The organism is Pseudosulfitobacter pseudonitzschiae, from assembly GCF_900129395.1.
GTDB lineage: Bacteria > Pseudomonadota > Alphaproteobacteria > Rhodobacterales > Rhodobacteraceae > Pseudosulfitobacter > Pseudosulfitobacter pseudonitzschiae.
Window position 1 is genome coordinate 254544 of the sequence record NZ_FQVP01000001.1, and the last position, 19177, is coordinate 273720.

Here is a 19177-nt window from a genome sequence, read left to right on the forward strand (position 1 = left end):
GCAGGGATTTTTTAACAACGTATCAGTGTTTTACGAGTTTTGGCCGACACGCATCCGTCTGGCTGCGCAGGCTGCGAATCGTGGCATGCGTGTACATTCCGGCACCAATATGGGCCCTGTCTTCGGCGCTGTTGCGCCGTTGGGAACAGTAAGCGGCCCGGACGGTCTGTGGTCGCTTGATTTGGCTCAAATCTGTTGCGCATAATGTTGCGATGAAACGGGTGCTGATCACGATAACTGTGGCGTTATGGGCGCTGACGGTGGGGGCCGCTGCCTTTGCCGAACTGTCGCAACTGCCGCGCCCCCCTGCGCGTGACGGCGATGTGCCGCGCACCCGCTGGACGCATCAGCCGAACCATATGCTGTGGAACCGGGTCGCGCTGTCCGCGCTGAAAACCCACGGCGCACCGCTGGTGCAGACCGTGCCGCGCGACATCACAGACTGGTGCCCCAATTACCCCCAAGCCAGCACCCGGCAACGGCGGGCCTTTTGGCTGGGCTTCCTGTCGGCGCTGGCAAAACATGAGAGCACCTACAAGCCAAAGGCCGTGGGCGGGGGCGGGCGCTGGTACGGGCTGCTGCAGATCCTGCCCTCGACCGCACGGGGCTATAAATGCAATGCGGGCACGGGGCCGGACCTGATGAAGGGGGGCGCCAACCTGTCCTGCGCGGTGCGTATCCTTGCCGTGACGGTGCCACGCGATGGCGTTATATACGGGCGCGACAGCAAATGGCGCGGGGTGGCCGCCGACTGGGGGCCGATGCGCAGCGCGGCCAAACGGCGCGACATCGCGGGCTGGACCCGCAAACAGCCCTATTGCGCGCTGCCCAATGCGATCCGGCCCAAGCTGCGTCCCGACCGCAAAAGCTAACCAACCAGGCGGAAGTGATGCCGCTCGACGAGGATGCCGCGTTGTTTCAACGCCTCCTCGAAGGCAGCAGAGGGCGGGACCGCATCCAGCGGCAGGCGCATCTTTGCCCCTGTGTGCAGGATCAACGTGGCCTTGATCGACAGGTCCAGCCGCGTGTCCAGCCGCACGGTCTTGATGGCGCTGAGGGGCAGGCTGCCGGTGCGTTTGCCGGATTGCCATGTCATCATGGTATCGCTCAGGACCAGTGACGACACCCGTCCCGTGACAATATCATACAGCGCGGGCAGGGTGGCCAACGCCCCCAGCCAGATGACCCAGACCGAGGCGTCCAGCAGCACCATAGCCAGCGCCAGCAAAAGCCAGATCACCGCCACCGTCACCACGACAGAAAGGCGGCGACCGCTGCGTTTCAGGACAAAGTCGCTCACGTCAGGCGAAAGGCGCGCTTGATCTCCTCCAGCGCCTCGATCTGGCGTTTGCTCAGCCCGCTGTCCGAGGCCTGCGCCGTGGCTTGCAGCACGGTCATCAGGGTCGGGAAGGACGCGCCGCCATCCAGTTTGTACAGACGCCGTGCCAGCCGCGTGACCGCCGCCTGCGCGCTGCCGCAGGTCTGGACGAACCAATGGCCCAGCACCGCGATTTCCTGTGCGGCGTCGGCATCCTGCGCGACCCCCTGTGTGCGCAGTTGCAGGTTCAGCGCGGCACGCGTGTCGCGGGTGGGCAGGTCGTCCAGCTCCAGAAAGGCCGTGGCCAGTGCCCCCAGCGCCAGATTGGGGTCGTCAATGCTGTCGACGGGGTGGACGTTGGTGCGCCGCTTGAACCCGAACCGGCGTGCGGCGGCGCGGGCGTCGCTGGCCATGTCGATGACCTCGGCCACCATGTCCGACCCGCGTCGCACCCGCAGCAGGAAAAAGTACACCGCCATGCCCACGGCGATCAGGCCCAACAGTATCGGCATCTTCAGCGTCCTCCGCTTACATCCAGAAACGCCCCGGTGATATAGCTGGCGTCGTCCGACATTAAATACAGCACCGAGGTTGCCACCTCTTGCGCACTGCCCGACCGGCGCATCGGTGTCATCGGCCCAAGCGTGTCGACACGCTCTGCCGCACCGGCCTTGCCGTGAATGTCGGTTTCGATAATGCCGGGGCGCACCGCGTTGACGCGGATGCCGTTGGGGGCGACCTCGTCCGACAGCCCCTTGGTAAAGGTGTCGATGGCCCCCTTGGTGGCGGCATAGTCCACGAACTGCCCGCCCGACCCCAGCCGCGCGGCGGCAGAGGAGATGTTGACGATGTTGCCGCCGTCGCCCTGCGCCTCCATCCTTTGCACGGCCCCCTTGGCCACCAGCATCGCGCCGATCACGTTGACCGCAAAGATGCGCGTCAGGCGGGCGTGGTCCATGTCGGTCAGCCGCGCGATTGTGTCGATGGCACCGGCATTGTTGATCAGCGCGTCGATGCAGCCGAACTCGGCGTCCAGCGTGGCATAGATGCGGTCGATGGCGTCGGGTTCGGCCACGTCGGCCTGCACCAGCACAACGCGGGCGCCGACCGCCTCGGCGCGGGCTTTTACAGCTTCGGCACCGGCCATATCGCTGCGATAGGTCAGCAGCAGGTCATAGCCGCGTTCGGCGGCCAGCGCGGCACAGGCGGCCCCGATGCCCGCCGAGGCACCGGTGATCAGACAGACGGGGCGGGGAGTGGTCATGACAGGCCTCAGGCGTTGCGGATGCGGGTGATCATCTCGGTGGTGTCACGGCTGAGGTTCGGGGTGGAGGCGATGCGGTCCAACTCCTTGGCCATCAGCGACTGGCGGATCTGGTCATAGCGCCGCCAGGTCTGGAAGGCCGAACACATCCGCGCGGTGGTCTGCGGGTTGACCGGATCAAGCTTGATCAACCAGTCCGCCAGCAGCGCATAGCCCGACCCGTCAGCGGCATGAAAGCCCGCGTGATGCTGCGCCAAAGCGCCCAGCGTGGCGCGAAAGCGGTTGGGGTTCTTCCAGTTGAAATCGCGGTGACGGGTCAGCGCCTTGGCGGTGTCGGCGGCATCATCCGGTTTGGCTTCGCCCACTTGCAGGGCAAACCATTTGTCCATGACCAGCCGGTCATCTTTCCACTGTGCCTCGAAATCGGCCAGTGCGGCATCGCCACGGCCCGCGCGGATCAGGTTGGCCAATGCGGCCAGTTGCTGCGTCATGTTGGTGGCGGTATCATACTGTGCCTGCGCGGTGTCACCGCCGTCCAGACGGGTCAGCAGCGACAGGGCGGCATTGCCAAGCGCACGCATCCCGGACTGCGCGGCATCGGGCGCATAGGGCGCGGTCACCTGATGGGCGGCATAAAGCCCCGGCAGATCTTCCTTCAGCGTTTGCGCCAAGGCTTCTTTCATCGCCTCGACGGCCTCATAGATCGCCTGCGGATCGGGCGTGTCGCCCTGGCGGTGCAGCGCGGCGGCCAGTTCCGATTGCCCCGGCAGGCCCAGCATCAACGCGCGGTATGCCGGATCAAGCTGGTCGTCGCGCAGCACGGTGGCAATGCCGTTCAGGTAATCCGCATCGGGTGCGGTTCCCTTGGTGATGGAGGCCAGCAAGGACGCCAGCGCCAGCGCGCGCCCCGATTCCCAGCGGTTGAACGGGTCGGTATCGTGGGCCAGCAGGGCGGCGTGATCGGCGGCAAATTCCAGCACCACGGGCGCGGAAAAGTTGCGCAGGATGGACGCGGTAGGCTTGGCGCTGTGCCCCGCAAAGGCAAAGCTTTGCTTGGCTTCCGTCAGCTCCAGAACCTGCGTCTCCATCACCTCGTTGCCGCTCGCGTCCAGCAGGCCAACTGCCACCGGTATCACCAGCGGTTGCGGATCGGGCGTGGCCGCGCTGGGCGGGGTATCTTGGGCAAAGGTCAGCGTGTAGGTCGCGTTCTCGTAGGTTTCGGTAACCGTCAGGTGCGGCGTGCCCGCCTGGGAGTACCAACGTTTGAACTGGGTCAGATCGCGCCCTGTGGCATCCTCGAACACCTGCAACCAGTCCTCGATGGTGCAGGCCTGTCCGTCGTGGCGGTCAAAGTACATATTCAGCGCGTTCTTGTACGAATCCGGCCCCGCCAGCGTGCGCAGCATGCCGATCACCTCGGCACCTTTTTCGTAAACGGTGGCGGTGTAAAAGTTGTTGATCTCCTGAAAGCTCTCGGGCCGCACCGGATGGGCCAGCGGCCCCTGATCCTCGGGGAATTGCCGTGCGCGCAGGTCGATCACGTCGTTGATGCGTTTGACCGGCGCGCTGCGCATGTCGGATGTGAACTGGCTGTCGCGATAAACGGTCAGCCCTTCTTTCAGGCACAGCTGGAACCAGTCGCGGCAGGTGATCCGGTTGCCGGTCCAGTTGTGGAAATACTCATGCGCGATGATCGCCTCGATGCGCTCGAAGTTCATGTCGGTCGAGGTTTCGGGCGAGGCCAGAACCGCCGAGGCGTTGAAGATGTTCAGCCCTTTGTTCTCCATCGCGCCCATGTTGAAATCATCCACCGCAACGATGTTGAACACATCAAGGTCATAGGCGCGCCCGTAAACCTCTTCGTCCCACTTCATGCTGTCTTTCAGCGCCTGCATCCCAAAGGCGCATTTGCCCTCGTCGCCGGGGCGCACGTACAGCGCCAGATCGACCTTGCGGCCTTCCATGGTGGTGAACGTATCACGATGCGCCACCAGATCGCCCGCGACCAGCGCGAACAGATAGGCAGGCTTGCGCCATGGGTCGTGCCATTCAGCCCAGCCGTCGCCCGCAGACACAAGGTTGCCGTTCGACAGCAGCACCGGGTGCGGCCCGTTGATCCGCACGGTAAAAGTGCTCATGACATCGGGGCGGTCGGGGTAATAGGTGATCTTGCGAAAGCCCTGCGCCTCGCATTGGGTGCAGAACATGCCGCCCGACTGGTACAGACCTTCCAGCGCGGTGTTGGCGGCGGGATCGATCTGAACGTGGCTTTCCCATGTGAACGGGATTGACGGGACCTCGCAGGTCAGACCCTCGGCGGTGACTTTGGGGGTCACCGTCTCGCCGTCGATCTTGGCGCTCAGCAGGGTCAGATCCTCGCCATGCAGGAAAAACGTGCGGTCGGTGGCGTCCGGTTTCGGGCTGAACCGGATGCGCGCGCGCACATGGGTGGCCGAAGGGGCCAGATCGAACGTCAGGTGCACCTCATCCACGTCAAAACCAAAGGGCGTGTAGTCGGCAAGGTATATGGTCTGGGGAGCGGCATCGCGCATGGGGCTGTCCTGTCGTCGGTCGGATGTGGAACAAAGCGTAGGTGCGGACGTTAGTTCTATGACGCTGGAGCGGCAACCCGCCGCGTAACAAAGCGAAAGGAATTGATATGTCTGCATCCGACACACAGCTTGAAAAGCAAACGAAACGGCACAAGCCTTCCTTGTTGGGCATAGGTGCAGCCGTGGCCATCGCGGTGGTTGCGGGGGTGATCTATGTGTTTGGCGGCTTTAGCCCCGACACAGATGAAGCATCCGGCGCGCCGACGGTCACCGAGCAACAGCAAGGTAACTGATCCGCTTGGCGCCACGCGCCCCTGGACCCCGTCTGGAACCGGTCACAGCCTGTCGGCTGTGCCGGTTTTTGCGTGTTTCCACAGTGATACTGCGCGACCTGCGGTCTTTGGCTCAACTGGTAAACATATGTTACCAATCCGCCATTCGGGTGGTTTACCCTGTCGCGCTTTGGCTTTAGCTTTGGCGCCAACACGGCACAATACGGAGTTTGTCATGACCAATCACGTGGATCGCAGCGGCCTGAGCGTTGCCCCCGAGCTGGCCGCCTTTATCGAGGATCGCGCCCTGCCTGGCACCGGCGTGGACGCCAGCACGTTCTGGGCAGGTTTTGCCAGCATCGTGGCAGACCTCGGCCCCAAGACCCGGAAGATGCTGGCCAGGCGCGAGGACATTCAGGAGCAGATTGACGCCTGGCACGTCGAACGCCGTGGCCAGCCGCATGACGCCGAAAGCTACACCGCCTTCCTGCGCGAGATCGGCTATCTGGTGCCCGAGGGCGCGCCGTTCGAGATCGACACCGCAAACGTGGACCCCGAGATTGCCAATATCCCCGGTCCGCAGCTGGTGGTGCCGATCACCAATGCCCGCTTTGCGCTGAACGCGGCCAATGCGCGCTGGGGCAGCCTGTATGACGCGCTCTATGGCACCGATGCGCTGGGCGATTTGCCTGCGGGCAAAGGGTATGACCCCAAGCGCGGCGCGCGTGTGATCGAATGGGCCAAGGGGTTTTTGGACAAGGCCGCGCCGCTTTCGCGCGGTGCATGGGCGTCGGTGGACGGTGTTTCGGTGTCGGATGGTTCCCTGACGCTGACCGCAGGCGGCAACAGTGCCGCGCTGGCCACGCCTGACGCTTTCGTGGGCTACGGCGGCGATGCAAGCGCACCTGACTTCGTGTTGCTGCGCAACAACGGGCTGCACATCCAGATCATGCTGGACCGCGGCACCGACATCGGCGGCAGCGACCCGGCGGGCATCTCGGACGTGCGGCTGGAATCGGCCATGTCCACCATCATGGACTGCGAAGACAGCGTCGCAGCGGTGGACGCCGAGGACAAGGTGGTGGCCTATGGCAACTGGCTGGGCCTGATGAAGGGTGACCTGCAAGAGACCTTTGAAAAGGGCGGCCAGCAGATGACCCGCAAGATGGCGGATGACATCGCCTATACCGCCGCCGACGGCAGCGCCGCCCGCCTGAAAGGCCGGTCGCTGATGCTGGTGCGCAACGTCGGCCACCTGATGACCAACCCCGCGATTCTGGACGCCGAAGGCCGCGAAATCAGCGAAGGGTTGATGGACGCGATGATCACGACACTGATCGCCATGCACGATCTGAAAAAATCGGACGGCCTGCGCAATTCGGTGGCCGGATCGGTCTATGTGGTCAAACCCAAGATGCACGGGCCGGAAGAGGTCGCACTGGCCGACGAGATTTTCACGCGGGTGGAAAAGGTGCTGGGCCTGCCTGCCAACACGGTCAAGCTGGGCATCATGGACGAGGAACGCCGCACGTCGGTGAACCTGGCCGAATGCATCCGCGCCGCGAAATCGCGGGTGGCGTTTATCAACACCGGTTTCCTGGACCGGACCGGCGATGAAATCCACACCTCGATGGAAGCGGGGCCGATGGTGCCCAAGGGCGAGATGAAGTCTGCGGCCTGGATTGCCTCCTACGAGGATCGCAACGTCGACATCGGGTTGGCCTGCGGCCTGCAAGGCAAGGCGCAGATCGGCAAGGGGATGTGGGCCATGCCCGACCTGATGGCCGATATGCTGAAGGCCAAGATCGGTCATCCGAAATCCGGTGCCAACTGCGCATGGGTGCCGTCGCCCACCGCCGCCACGCTGCACGCGACGCATTACCACGAGGTGGACGTGCTGGCCCGTCAGGACGAGATCAAGGCGGGCGGGCCGCGCGGCACGCTGGAGGATCTGCTGACCATTCCGGTGATGGACGGCCGCAACCTGAGCGACGCGGAAATCGCACAAGAGATCGAGAACAACGCCCAAGGCATCCTGGGCTACGTTGTGCGCTGGGTCGATCAGGGCGTGGGCTGTTCCAAGGTGCCGGACATTCACGACGTGGGCCTGATGGAAGACCGCGCAACCTGTCGGATCTCGGCGCAGGCGCTGGCCAACTGGCTGCATCATGGGGTGATCTCTGAGGATCAGGTGATGGCGGGCCTGCGCAAGATGGCCGCTGTCGTGGACAAGCAGAACGCACATGATGCGTCCTATACGCCGATGGCCCCGGGGTTTGACGGCGTGGCCTTTGCCGCCGCCTGTGATCTGGTGCTGAAAGGGCGGGTGCAGCCGTCGGGCTATACCGAACCGGTGTTGCACGCGCGTCGGCTTGAGCTGAAGGCCAAAGCCTGAAGCGGACCGGGCAGGCGTCTGTCTGCCCGGTGTCTTGCGACGCTCCCCCGAGGGTTTCCTGAACCTGCAAAGGGGGCGCGCTGACGCTGCTGCATTGCTGGGCAAAATTCGTGCATTCTGTGCGGAACGGTGCGTCAGGCTGGGCAAGCGCTTTGCCCTGCGATATAAAACCGTTACACAAGGCGAGAGCGAAGGGACCCCAATGGCACGTCCGGTTGTCGGAATTATCAGCAACGCACATGTGATCGGTGACGATTACAAGGTGCATGCCGGTGGCATGATGAACACCTCGGCCATTGCCGAGGTTTCGGGCGCGATCCCGCTTCTGGTGGCGGCGGACCCTGCGCTGAACACCGCGCAAGAGCTGTTGGAAGTGTGCGACGGCTTCCTGTTCACGGGCGGGCGCCCCAACGTGCACCCCGAGGAATACGGAGAGCAGGCCACCGCGGCGCATGGTGATTTCGACCGCGCGCGCGATGCGGTGACGCTGCCGTTGATTCGCGCCTGTGTCGAACGAGGACAGCCGTTTTTCGGCGTCTGTCGCGGCTTTCAGGAGGTCAACGTGGCGATGGGCGGAAGCCTTTATCCCGAGATCCGCGACCTGCCGGGGCGCACCAACCACCGGATGCCGCCCGACGGGACGCTGGAAGAGAAATTCGCCCTGCGCCACGAGGTCACCTTTACCGAAGGCGGGCCGTTCCACCGGTTGCTGGGCAAACAGGCGGTGATGACCAACACGCTGCACGGGCAGGGGATCAAGGCGGCAGGCAACCGCGTGGTGATTGACGGCTATGCCCCCGATGGCACGCCCGAGGCGATCTATATCGACGGCGCGCCGGGCTTTACCATGTCCGTACAGTGGCACCCGGAATACAATGCAAGCATGGACCCCGTGTCCAAGGTGTTGTTCGGTGCCTTTGGCGAGGCCCTGCGCGATTGGGTCGCGGGCAAGGCACGCCCGGCGTTGAAAACCGCCTGAGCCATTGAAACATCAGGCCGCGGCGTTGTCCCGTGGCATCGTCCATGTCCCCGCGCGCAAGGCGCGGTGCAGGGACGTGTGCGGCCATTGGCGTGGATCGGTGACCAGGCCCGCTTGCACAGGGGCGGAATAGATCATGTGGCGGTGCGCTGCGATGTCGTCCGGGTCCGACAGCCGGTGCGCCCAGACCCCGCGCTGCCATATCCCCTTGTCCCCGTTCCGCACCGATGCCGGATGGCGGTGGACGGGTGCGGGCAAGCCGCGCGAAAACTGTGCCTTCAACAGGCCCCAGCGGCGGGACACCTCTGCATCGCCTTCGGGCAGGGTCCAGATGGTGTGAATCGTGTTGGGCAGCACCACGATATCGTCAATCTGAAAGGGATACGCAGAAAGCGCCGTGCGCGTCGCATTGCGCAGGCGGTTCATTTCCCGCAGCAACAGGTCCGACCGCCTGTCCTGCAGGCGGACGGTGAAGAAAAAAATGCACGCGGGCGGCGTTTGTTGTGAAGCGTGTCGCATCCTGCCAGCCTGACCCAAACCGGGTTAACGATGCGTGAATCCCATATATGTTTGCCTTTGACGCGCCTCGCGCACAGTGCCGCGACCATGTGACTGGATGACCCAAGGTCACCGCGCATGAAAAATGCGCGTGGCCTGTGTTTTCTTTGCACTTATTGCTCTGCATCGCAGCGTCGCTGCTTGTATCTGGGGCCGGTGCAGGCTAGTCACGATGTCGTTAACCGCCGTCAAGGCGGCGGATATGGAATCAAACGGGGGGTGCGCGGTGAAAATCGGAACACCAAAGGAAATACTGAGCGGCGAACGCCGCGTGGCAATGACGCCTGACAGCGCGTTGATGCTGCAAAAGCTCGGGCATGAGTGCATTATTGAAACAGGCGCAGGCGCCGAGGCCGGCTTTGCCGATGCCGACTATAAAGCCGCAGGCGTAGAGATTGCCAAAACCGCAGCGGCCCTGTGGAAAGCGGCGGATGTCGTGGCCAAGGTGCGCGCGCCCGAAGAAGTCGAGGTGAAACGTCTGCGCGATGGCCAGACGCTGATTTCGCTGATCAACCCAAGCGCCAACGCAGACCTGCTTGAAACCGCAGCCAAAAAAGGCAGCACGGTTATCGCCATGGACATGGTGCCCCGCATCAGCCGTGCGCAGAAAATGGACGTGTTGTCGTCGATGGCCAACATCGCGGGCTACCGCGCGGTGATCGAGGCGGGCAACAACTTTGGCCGCTTTTTCACCGGCCAGATCACGGCGGCGGGCAAGGTGCCCCCGGCCAAGGTTCTGGTGGTTGGTGCGGGTGTCGCCGGTCTGGCGGCCGTGGGCACATCCACATCGCTGGGCGCGATCACATACGCTTTTGACGTGCGCCCCGAAGTGGCCGAACAGATCGAATCCATGGGCGCCGAATTCGTCTATCTGGATTTTGAAGAGGAACAACAGGACGGTTCCGCCTCGGGCGGCTATGCATCGGTTTCCAGCCCCGAGTTCCGCGAGGCGCAGCTGGCCAAGTTCCGCGAGCTGGCCCCTGAAATGGACATCGTCATCACCACGGCGCTGATCCCCAACCGCGAGGCCCCCGAGCTGTGGACCGAAGACATGGTTGCGGCCATGAAATCCGGTTCGGTCATCGTGGACCTGGCCGCCGAGCGTGGCGGCAACTGCAAGCTGACCGTCAAGGACGAGAAAATCGTCACGGAAAACGGCGTAACCATCATCGGCTACACCGATTTCCCCAGCCGGATGGCCACACAGGCGTCGACCCTGTTTGCGACCAACATCCGCCACATGATGACGGATCTGACGCCGGACAAAGACGGCGTGATCAACCACAACATGGAAGACGACGTGATCCGCGGCGCGACCGTGACACACGCCAACGAAATCACCTTCCCACCACCGCCGCCCAAAGTGGCCGCCATCGCGGCAGCCCCGAAAAAGGAAGCGGTCAAGGAACTGACGCCGGAAGAAAAACGCGCCGCCGAAGTGGCCGCGTTCAAGGCGCAGACCAAGAACCAGGTGACCTTGCTGGTCGTTGGTGCGGTGTTGTTGCTGGCCGTGGGCCTTGTGGCACCTGCCAGCTTCATGCAGCACTTTATCGTGTTTGTCCTGTCGGTCTTTGTCGGGTTCCAGGTGATCTGGGGCGTGGCGCACAGCCTGCACACACCGCTGATGGCGGTGACCAACGCGATCTCTTCGATCATCATTCTGGGTGCCTTGGTGCAGATCGGGTCGGGGTCGTTCCTCGTGGTCGTTCTGGCGGCGATTTCGGTCTTTATGACCGGGATCAACATCTTTGGCGGCTTCCTTGTGACACGGCGTATGCTCGCCATGTTCCAGAAATCTTAAAGGGGCTTAGACAATGGATTTTGGATTTACGACAGCGGCCTATGTGGTCGCGGCCATCCTCTTCATCCTCAGCCTTGGCGGTTTGTCGGGACAGGAAAGCGCCAAGCGCGCGGTGTGGTACGGCATTGCCGGCATGGCGCTGGCGGTCTTTGCCACGCTGATCGGACCGGGGGCGGGCTATTGGCTGTTGTCCCTCGTGCTGATCGCGGCAGGCGGGGCCATCGGGTACCAACTGGCGACCAAGGTGCAGATGACACAAATGCCCGAGCTTGTGGCGGCGATGCACTCGCTGGTCGGTCTGGCGGCGGTGTTCGTGGGTTTTGTCGCACATTTCGAGATTGGCAATGTGGCGGCCGCGATGGCGGACGGCACGGTCAAGGAACTGGGCAATTTCGGCCAGTTGATTGCCAAGAAAGAAGCGGTCGAGATCAACATTCTGCAGGTTGAGCTGTTCCTGGGCATTTTCATCGGTGCGGTGACCTTCACCGGCTCGGTGATTGCCTATGGCAAGCTGGCAGGCCGTGTGAATTCGGCGGCGACCAAGCTGCCGGGCGGTCACGTTCTGAACGCAGCGGCGGCGGGCCTCTCGCTGATCTGCCTGATCTGGTACGTCAACACGGGCGGCTTCCTGCCCCTGATCCTGATGACGCTGGCGGCGCTGTTCATCGGCTATCACCTGATCATGGGCATCGGCGGCGCCGATATGCCGGTGGTTGTGTCGATGCTGAACAGCTATTCCGGTTGGGCGGCGGCGGCCATCGGCTTCAGCCTGGGCAACGACCTGCTGATCGTGGTCGGCGCGCTGGTGGGCTCGTCCGGTGCGATCCTGTCCTACATCATGTGCAAGGCGATGAACCGCAGCTTTGTCAGTGTGATCCTGGGCGGCTTTGGCGGCACCAAGGGCCCGCAGATGGAAGTCGAGGGCGAACAGGTTGCGATCGAGGCGGACGGCGTGGCCGCGGCCCTGAACGAGGCGGACAGCATCGTGATCATCCCCGGTTACGGCATGGCCGTGGCGCAGGCGCAGCAGGGCGTGGCCGAGCTGACGCGCAAGCTGCGCGCGGCGGGCAAGACCGTGCGTTTCGCCATTCACCCCGTTGCGGGGCGTCTGCCGGGTCACATGAACGTGCTGCTGGCCGAGGCCAAGGTGCCCTATGACATCGTGCTGGAGATGGACGAGATCAACGAGGACTTCCCCGATACGGACGTCGCCATCGTGATCGGCTCGAACGACATCGTGAACCCTGCCGCACAGGACGATCCCAACAGCCCCATCGCCGGCATGCCGGTTCTGGAATGCTGGAAGGCCAAGCAGGTGTTCGTCAGCAAACGCGGTCAGGGCACCGGTTATTCGGGCATCGAGAACCCGCTGTTTTTCAAGGAAAACACGCGCATGTTCTATGGCGATGCCAAGGCGTCCATCGACAAACTGCTGCCGATGATCGACTGAACCGGTTCAATACCAAGGTGAAAAGGCAGGCCCCCAGTGGCCTGCCTTTTTGTTTTGGCGGTGCCGGCTTTGGGCCGGTATACTGTCGTATTCTGTATGACATTGATATTGCTGCATTTTTTTGTTTCTTTTTTGTGACTGCTTCGCTATGTCTCTCGGTCAGCAGATACCAACAGGGCCGCCCCTCATGCCACCAGTGAACGATCACCCCTTGCGTCATCGCCTGACCGCGGAATTGCACGCGCGTCCCTTTCCGGTGCTGAAAGCACCTGCGATGGCGGCCTATCTGGCGATCAAGCACAGCCCTGACGACGTCGCACGTGCACGTGCCCATGACCAGTTGACCGCGCTGCTGGACCACTATGGCGCGCCGCGTCCCGACGTGGGGGCGACGCATTATTTTGGGGCCTTGGGCAACTATACGGTCAAATGGGAGCAGCACACTGAATTTGTCACCTATACCTTGTTCCAGTCGGGTCTGAGCGAGCGCGCCTTTGATCCGGCAGAGTTCGAAGTGTTTCCGCGTCACTGGCTGGAGGACATGGCGGGGGTCTGCATGACCTCGGCCTTGATCCGCATCATGCCACGTCCCGTGGACGGTGCGCAGATCATACCGGAACTGGACACCTGGCTGGTGGCCGAAAGCATCGCGGTGGCCGATGTGCTGGACGGGTCCGCCGTGGTCGCGTCGGATTTCCGCATTGATCCGGCGGGCCATCTGCGGTTCGCGGTCTATGTCAGCGACACCACGGGTCCGGGGCGCGTGGGGCGGATCGTGCAGCGTCTGTGCGAGATCGAGACCTATAAATCCATGTCGCTGCTGGGCTTTGCCAAGACCCGCGAACTGGCGGGGCCATTGAACACGCTGGACACCCAGCTGAACGACCTGACCGACGCCATGCGCAGCCCCGACGCCCGCACCGAAGAAACCCTGCACGCGCTGCTGGATGTCTCGGTCGCACTCGAGCAGCAGGGCGCGCGCTCGGCCTATCGTTTTGCGGCCACCGGGGCCTATGCGGCGCTGGTGGCGGAACGCATCGCGGTGCTGCGCGAGGCGCGGTTCATGGGCCGTCAAAGCTTTGCCGAATTCATGATGCGCCGCTACGAACCTGCGATGCGCACCGTCAAGGCGACCGAGGCACGGCTGCACGCCATGTCGGCCCGTGCGATCCGCGCGTCAGAGCTGTTGCGCACACAGGTCGACGTGGAACGCTCGGCCCAGAACCAGGCGATACTGGCCAGCATGGACCGCCGGTCAGACCTGCAATTGCGCCTGCAGCGCACGGTCGAGGGGCTGTCCGTGGTGGCGATCAGCTACTACGCGGTCTCGCTGGTGGGTTATCTTCTGTATCCGTTGGCCGCCCATTTCGAAATCAGCAAGGGCATACTGACAGCCGCCGCCACCCTGCCGGTGATCGGGGCCGTGTGGCTGATGCTGCGCCGGATCAAGCGGCACGTGGAATAGGGGTCATTGGACCAAGCGCCATTGCCGAAAATGATCGACAACTGCGTCTAAAATCCCCTGCGGAAAGCCGCTGTTGACGGGGCATCGCTTAAACGGATGGCAAAGCCGATGGGTTATCCCCGTCGGCATGAGCAAGCATTGGTATTACCGCGCAACGAAAAAGGCGGCACAGGCAGCAGGCGGCTGGATGCGGTCGCTGCACCGTCACCGCGCCGTCTTTGTGCCGCGCGGGCCGCGGTTGCTGGTCAGTTTCGACACTATGGGCGCGCATCTGGCACCGCCGCCGCGCAGGCCCTGGGCGTGGGATCTGGCGCAGGCGGCGGGCTGGTCGCATCTGGGGCTGATGACGGGGCCGTGCAACGACTGGTATCGTCGGCGTGCCGTGTTCGATTTCTTTGACGGGCTGCGCGACAGCGGGTTTTACCGGCGCTTTGACGATGTGGTGTTCTATGGCAGCTCGATGGGGGGCTTTGCGGCCTGCACCTTTGTCGCCAGTGCGCCGGGGGCGCGGGTGGTGGCGATCAGCCCGCAGTCGACCCTGATCGGCGCACGTGTCCCGTTCGAGCGGCGCTATCCCCAAGGGCAGCATCGCGGCGACTGGGAGGACCCGCGCTATCTGGATGCGCAAAGCTGCCTGCGGCTTGCAGGCCGCGCCGTGGTGCTGGTTGACCCCTATCACGCCGCTGACATGGCCCATGTGGCGCGTCTGCCCGACACACGGCTGACGGTGCTGCGCTGTCCGTTCATGGGCCACCGCATTCCGCATCATCTGGCGGCGCTGGGGGGCTTTGGCGACCTGATGCGGGGTCTGTTAGAGGGGCAGGGGCATGACGGCTTTGCCGTGCACCTGCGGCAGCGCAAGGGGTCGGTCAGCTATCACAAGGGGCTGGTCAAGGCGGCGCTGGCACGGGGGCATCCGGTGCTGGCGGGGCAGGTGCTGAACCACTACGGCAGGCTGGCTGATGCGCCGCCAGTGCCGCAACTGGCGGCCCGTGTGGCCCGCCAGTTGCGCGTGACAGAAGATGCGCCGCCTCAGCGCCCGCGAATGCGCGGGTCCAGCGCGTCGCGCAGACCGTCGCCCAGGTAGTTCACCGACAACACCGTCAGCGAAATCGCGATGCCCGGCAGCAGCACACGCTCGGGGAACTGCTCCATCCGTTGCACCGCATCCGCCAGCAGCTTGCCCCAGGTGGGGAAGTCCGACGGAAAGCCGACGCCCAGGAATGACAGCGCGCTTTCGGTGATGATCGCGGTGGCCAGACCCAGCGTCGCCGACACGGTGATCGGCGAGATCACGTTGGGCAGCAGGTGGCGGCGGATGATCTTGGAATTCTTGGTGCCGATGGACCGCGCCGCCAGGATGAACTCGCGTTCCTTCAGCGCCAGAATATCGCCGCGCACGATCCGCGCCGTCTGCATCCACGAGGTGATGCCGACCACGCCCACGATCAGGATGAACATGCCTGTCTCGGGGCCAAAGTTGGCACGCAGGGGCTGGCGGAACAGGGTCACGGCCACCAGCAGCAGCGGCAGGATCGGCAGGCTCAGCACCAGATCGGTAAAGCGCATCAGCCAGAAATCGGCGCGGCGGAAGTAACCCGCGACCACACCGACAAAGGTGCCGATCAGCAACGCCAGGATCATTGCGGCCCAGCCGACGGCCATCGACGCGCGACCGCCCTTGATCAGGTTGGCCAGCAGGTCGCGACCCAGCTGGTCGGTGCCAAAGGGATGCGCCCAGGCGGCCTTGGCCTCGCTGTCCCAGATCAGGGTCCAGATCGGGCGCATGTCCTTGGCGCGGATGTCCAGCTTTTGTGCGTCCAGCGTCCAGATATAGGGGCCGATCAGCACGAACAGGGTGATGAAGATCAGGAAAAAGCCACCGAACATCGCACCCTTGTGGTGCTTGAACTGGTTCCAGACGTCATACCACTGGCTGCGGGGCGGGGCGATGGGCCCCTTGTCCTGCAATGCGCCATAGGCCTGTTCGTCAATTTCGGGGTCGGGACCGGACACGAGGGGTTGGTCAGTCATAGCGGATCCTCGGGTCGAGCACGCCGTAGAGCACGTCGGCGATCAGGTTGAACAGGACGATCAGGATGGCAAAGATAAAGGTCAGCGTCATCACCGTCGGGATGTCATTGGCAAACAGCGCAATCAGCAACTGGTAGCCAATGCCGTTCACGCCAAAGACGTTCTCGGTGATGATGGCCCCGCCAAAGATCGCGGGAATGCCCAATGCGATCACGGTGACCACCGGGATCATCGAGTTGCGCAGCACGTGCACCATGACCACAACGCCTTCGCGCAGGCCCTTGGCGCGGGCGGTGCGCACATAGTCCTGGCCCAGGTTGTCCAGCATCGCCGACCGCATATAGCGGCTGATCTGCGCCGTGGTTTGCAGCGCCAGAACCATCACCGGCAGCACCATCTGCTTGAGCTGGTAGACGAATGTGTCCCAGTTGGTGACCTCGTGCACCGTGTTATAGTTCGATGGCAACCAGCCCAGCTGCACCGCAAAGATCACGATCAGCAGGGGACCGGTGAAAAAAGGCGGGATCGAAAAGCCGATCATGGTGATGAATGTGCCGGTCTGGTCAAAGACCGAATAATGGCGATAGGCCGAATAGATGCCGATGGGCAGCGCGATCAGCACCCCCACGACATAGGCCATGCCAACAACCCAGATCGTCTGGGGCATGGATTGCACCACCAGGTCCATCACCGGACCGCGTGTCTGCCAGGACAACATGCGCAGGCGTCCGTCATACAGCGATGTATCGGGCAGCCAGCCCAGCAGGGTGCTGTCACGGGTCAGCCAGTCGATAAACACCATCGGCTCGACCCAGAAGAACTGAACCATCCATTTCCAGTATTGAACGTAAAGCGGTTCACCCAGTCCAAGCGCGATGCGCATCTTTTCTTTGACTTCCGGCGGCACCGTCAGGGGCACCTGCGCCATGGGGTCACCGGGCGCGAGTTGCAGCAGAAGAAAGATCACGAGGCTGATGAACAAAAGCGTCGGGATCGACAGGATCAACCGGCGGATTGCGAAGGTAATCATGTGTGTGGCGCCTTTATGCGTCAGTCTTGATTATTGCGACCCTGTCCCGAGGGTCGGAAGGCCGTGCCCCCTTCCAAAGAAGGGGACACAACAACTTTATGCATTATTCCTTGATGCGATACCAGTCGCCGACGTTCCACAGCTCGGAATCCCAGACGTTCAGCACGACACCGCCCAAGGAATTGGCATGTGCCGAGACGCGCGCACGGTTGACCAGCGGCACGATGGTGTACGTGTCCTTGGTCAGCATGTCGTTCATCTTCTTGGCCAGCGCGCTGCGCGCGTCCAGATCACCGGTGCGGGCCAGTTCGTCGATCATGGCGTCATAGGCCGGATCGCAGAAGCGGTTGATGTTCTCACCCTGCCACTGGCTGGACGGCTTCGGTTCGCCACCGCAACGGTAGGCCGCCAGATACTGCTGGGGGTCTGTGCCGTTGAAGGTGTTGGCGTACATTTCGACGTCCGCATAGAACTTCTGGAAGGTGTCGGGCGAACCGGGGTCACCACCAAAGAACACCGAACCGTCCAGGTTGCGCAGTTCGGTTTCAACACCGATCTGTTCCCACCAATCCTTGATCAGCGCCTGAAAGTCCTGACGGACGGCGTTGGTCGATGTCTGGTACAGCAGCGACAGCTTCATGCCATCCTTTTCGCGCACGCCGTCACCATTGGTGTCGGTCCAGCCGGCTTCTTCCAGCAGCGCCTTGGCGCCTTCGATGTCCTGCACCAGGCAGTCGGTGTTGTCCGAGGCGTAGATCGCAGGGGCAGGCACCAGGTTACAGGTCGGCGCACCGGCCTTGCCATAGCCCACTTCGGTCAGCAGTTCACGGTCGATGGCCATCGACAGCGCCTTGCGCACTTTCACGTCGCTCAGGATCGGGTGGGGTTCCGCCACGGTCGACCGCGTTTCCGGCGGCAGATCGGGCGAGGGGTTGGTCAGGTTCATCTCGATCCGCTCAAGCAGCGGACCAAAGCCGTTGATGGCCTTGCCGTAACCGGCGGCTTCCATCTTGGCGATGACGTCGGGTGCCAGCTGCAGGTTCCAGGCATAGTCGAATTCGCCTGTTTCCAGAACCGCACGACCGGCCGAGTTCGCATCGCCGCCACCCTTGAGGGTGATCTTGGCAAAGGCGGGCTTGCCTTCTTCGCGGTAGTTTTCGTTGGCTTCGTACTGGATCACGTCGTTGGGCTTGAAGCTTGCAACCTTGAACGGACCGGTCCCGATCGGGTTATAGTTGGCCTCGGTGCACTCGGGGGCCTTGGCGCCCAGGCAGTCGGCGAACTGTGCGGCCTGAATGATCGGGGACTGACCGCCGACAAAGGGGCCATAGGGGTTCGGCTTGGGCTGGTTGAACGTGACCTTGACGGTCAGGTCGTCCACGGCCTCGACGGTTTCGACACCATCAAAGAACGCTCCCTGCGCGCAGCCGCCTTCGGGGTGCATACAGTATTCGGCAGTGAATTTCACGTCGGCCGAGGTGACGGGCGTGCCGTCAGACCACATCAGGCCGTCCTTGATTTTCCAGGTGATCGTGGTCAGGTCCTCGGACACGCCGCCGTTGGCAACCGTGGGGACTTCGACCGCGAGGAAGGGCACCATTTCACCGGTTTCATTGTAACGGGCCAGCGGCTCCAGCACCAGCGACGACGCTTCGATGTCCTTGGTGCCGCCCGACAGGAACGGGTTCAGGATCGACGGCGCTTGCCAATAGAGGATTTTCACCTCGCCATCGCGGCCGCGTTCGCCTTCGTGGCCCGCAGCCATTGCCATCGGAGCGAGGGCAACGCTGGCAGCCGCGCCAAGCAATAGGGTCTTGAGTTTCATAATATACTCCTTGTTGGACACATGTTTTGTGCCTTTGGCGTGCCCCGTTTTGGGGGTTCACGCAGTGTCGCGTCGGTGGGAGCTTTTGATTTCCCCAACGTAACCAAACGATTACGTCAGATTTTTCTACCGCGTCCCCCAGACGAATGACCACATCGAAACAGACTTGGCGGAAAAAGCAACCCTCGTCCTGCTCGATAATTGGGCATTCGTCGGGATAGGTTTGACAGTGCC

General features: G+C 63.0%; 16 protein-coding genes. 8 read left to right on the plus strand and 8 right to left on the minus strand.

Annotated features, from left to right (window positions below; translation table 11 throughout):
* Window positions 1–212 precede the first annotated feature (212 nt).
* Entirely contained in the window at window positions 213–872 is a 660-nt protein-coding gene (locus BUC08_RS01215; protein ID WP_051693884.1) for a transglycosylase SLT domain-containing protein, read from the plus strand.
* Here the strand turns inward: BUC08_RS01215 and BUC08_RS01220 are convergent.
* Genes BUC08_RS01220 through pepN form a run of 4 tightly spaced genes read right to left on the minus strand, consistent with a single transcriptional unit; the run spans window position 869 to window position 5134 of the window.
* On the minus strand, window positions 869–1300 hold the full coding sequence (locus tag BUC08_RS01220) for a hypothetical protein (RefSeq protein WP_037921371.1): 432 nt from the start codon (window positions 1298–1300) through the stop codon (window positions 869–871). The two genes, BUC08_RS01215 and BUC08_RS01220, sit on opposite strands and share 4 nt — an antisense overlap.
* Window positions 1297–1830: a hypothetical protein gene (locus BUC08_RS01225; RefSeq protein WP_037921369.1), complete on the minus strand. Its 534-nt coding sequence runs from the start codon at window positions 1828–1830 to the stop codon at window positions 1297–1299. The genes BUC08_RS01220 and BUC08_RS01225 overlap by 4 nt, the downstream gene beginning before the upstream one ends.
* A 2-nt stretch (window positions 1831–1832) precedes the next feature.
* Window positions 1833–2582 carry an SDR family oxidoreductase gene (locus tag BUC08_RS01230; RefSeq protein ID WP_037921367.1) on the minus strand — a complete coding sequence of 250 codons (750 nt, stop codon included), beginning with the start codon at window positions 2580–2582 and terminating at the stop codon, window positions 1833–1835.
* Between the two features lie 8 nt (window positions 2583–2590).
* Window positions 2591–5134 carry an aminopeptidase N gene (gene pepN / locus BUC08_RS01235; RefSeq protein ID WP_037921365.1) on the minus strand — a complete coding sequence of 848 codons (2544 nt, stop codon included), beginning with the start codon at window positions 5132–5134 and terminating at the stop codon, window positions 2591–2593.
* Between the two features lie 107 nt (window positions 5135–5241).
* On the opposite strand from pepN, the gene BUC08_RS01240 reads away from it, so the two are divergent.
* From BUC08_RS01240 to BUC08_RS01250, 3 genes are all read left to right on the plus strand, one after another.
* Window positions 5242–5427: a hypothetical protein gene (locus BUC08_RS01240; RefSeq protein ID WP_037921363.1), complete on the plus strand. Its 186-nt coding sequence runs from the start codon at window positions 5242–5244 to the stop codon at window positions 5425–5427.
* A gap of 214 nt (window positions 5428–5641) precedes the next feature.
* Complete coding sequence (locus tag BUC08_RS01245) at window positions 5642–7801, plus strand: malate synthase G (RefSeq protein WP_037921361.1); 2160 nt, start codon at window positions 5642–5644, stop codon at window positions 7799–7801.
* A gap of 202 nt (window positions 7802–8003) precedes the next feature.
* Entirely contained in the window at window positions 8004–8780 is a 777-nt protein-coding gene (locus BUC08_RS01250) for a gamma-glutamyl-gamma-aminobutyrate hydrolase family protein (protein WP_037921359.1), read from the plus strand.
* 12 nt (window positions 8781–8792) lie between these two features.
* On the opposite strand, the gene BUC08_RS01255 is transcribed toward BUC08_RS01250, so the two are convergent.
* Window positions 8793–9299, minus strand: a complete 507-nt coding sequence (locus tag BUC08_RS01255) for an REP-associated tyrosine transposase (protein WP_037921355.1) — start codon at window positions 9297–9299, stop codon at window positions 8793–8795.
* A gap of 265 nt (window positions 9300–9564) precedes the next feature.
* Between BUC08_RS01255 and BUC08_RS01260 the strand changes: the two genes are divergently transcribed.
* From BUC08_RS01260 to BUC08_RS01275, 4 genes are all read left to right on the plus strand, one after another.
* Window positions 9565–11139, plus strand: coding sequence for a Re/Si-specific NAD(P)(+) transhydrogenase subunit alpha (locus BUC08_RS01260; protein ID WP_037922152.1), 1575 nt, complete (start codon window positions 9565–9567; stop codon window positions 11137–11139).
* A 13-nt stretch (window positions 11140–11152) separates the two neighbouring features.
* Window positions 11153–12589 (plus strand): NAD(P)(+) transhydrogenase (Re/Si-specific) subunit beta, encoded by a 1437-nt coding sequence (locus BUC08_RS01265; RefSeq protein ID WP_037921354.1) that lies wholly within the window; start codon window positions 11153–11155, stop codon window positions 12587–12589.
* Between the two features lie 187 nt (window positions 12590–12776).
* Window positions 12777–14054, plus strand: coding sequence for a DUF3422 family protein (locus tag BUC08_RS01270; protein WP_037921350.1), 1278 nt, complete (start codon window positions 12777–12779; stop codon window positions 14052–14054).
* A 127-nt stretch (window positions 14055–14181) separates the two neighbouring features.
* Complete coding sequence (locus BUC08_RS01275; protein WP_051693882.1) at window positions 14182–15141, plus strand: hypothetical protein; 960 nt, start codon at window positions 14182–14184, stop codon at window positions 15139–15141.
* On the opposite strand, the gene BUC08_RS01280 is transcribed toward BUC08_RS01275, so the two are convergent.
* From BUC08_RS01280 to BUC08_RS01290, 3 genes are all read right to left on the minus strand, one after another.
* The gene (locus BUC08_RS01280; RefSeq protein ID WP_037921348.1) at window positions 15087–16088 is read right to left on the minus strand and encodes an ABC transporter permease; all 1002 of its coding nucleotides are present in this window, start codon (window positions 16086–16088) and stop codon (window positions 15087–15089) included. The two genes, BUC08_RS01275 and BUC08_RS01280, sit on opposite strands and share 55 nt — an antisense overlap.
* Entirely contained in the window at window positions 16081–17118 is a 1038-nt protein-coding gene (locus BUC08_RS01285) for an ABC transporter permease (protein ID WP_037921346.1), read from the minus strand. The genes BUC08_RS01280 and BUC08_RS01285 overlap by 8 nt, the downstream gene beginning before the upstream one ends.
* A gap of 103 nt (window positions 17119–17221) precedes the next feature.
* Window positions 17222–18943, minus strand: coding sequence for a peptide ABC transporter substrate-binding protein (locus tag BUC08_RS01290; RefSeq protein WP_037921344.1), 1722 nt, complete (start codon window positions 18941–18943; stop codon window positions 17222–17224).
* Window positions 18944–19177 lie beyond the last annotated feature (234 nt).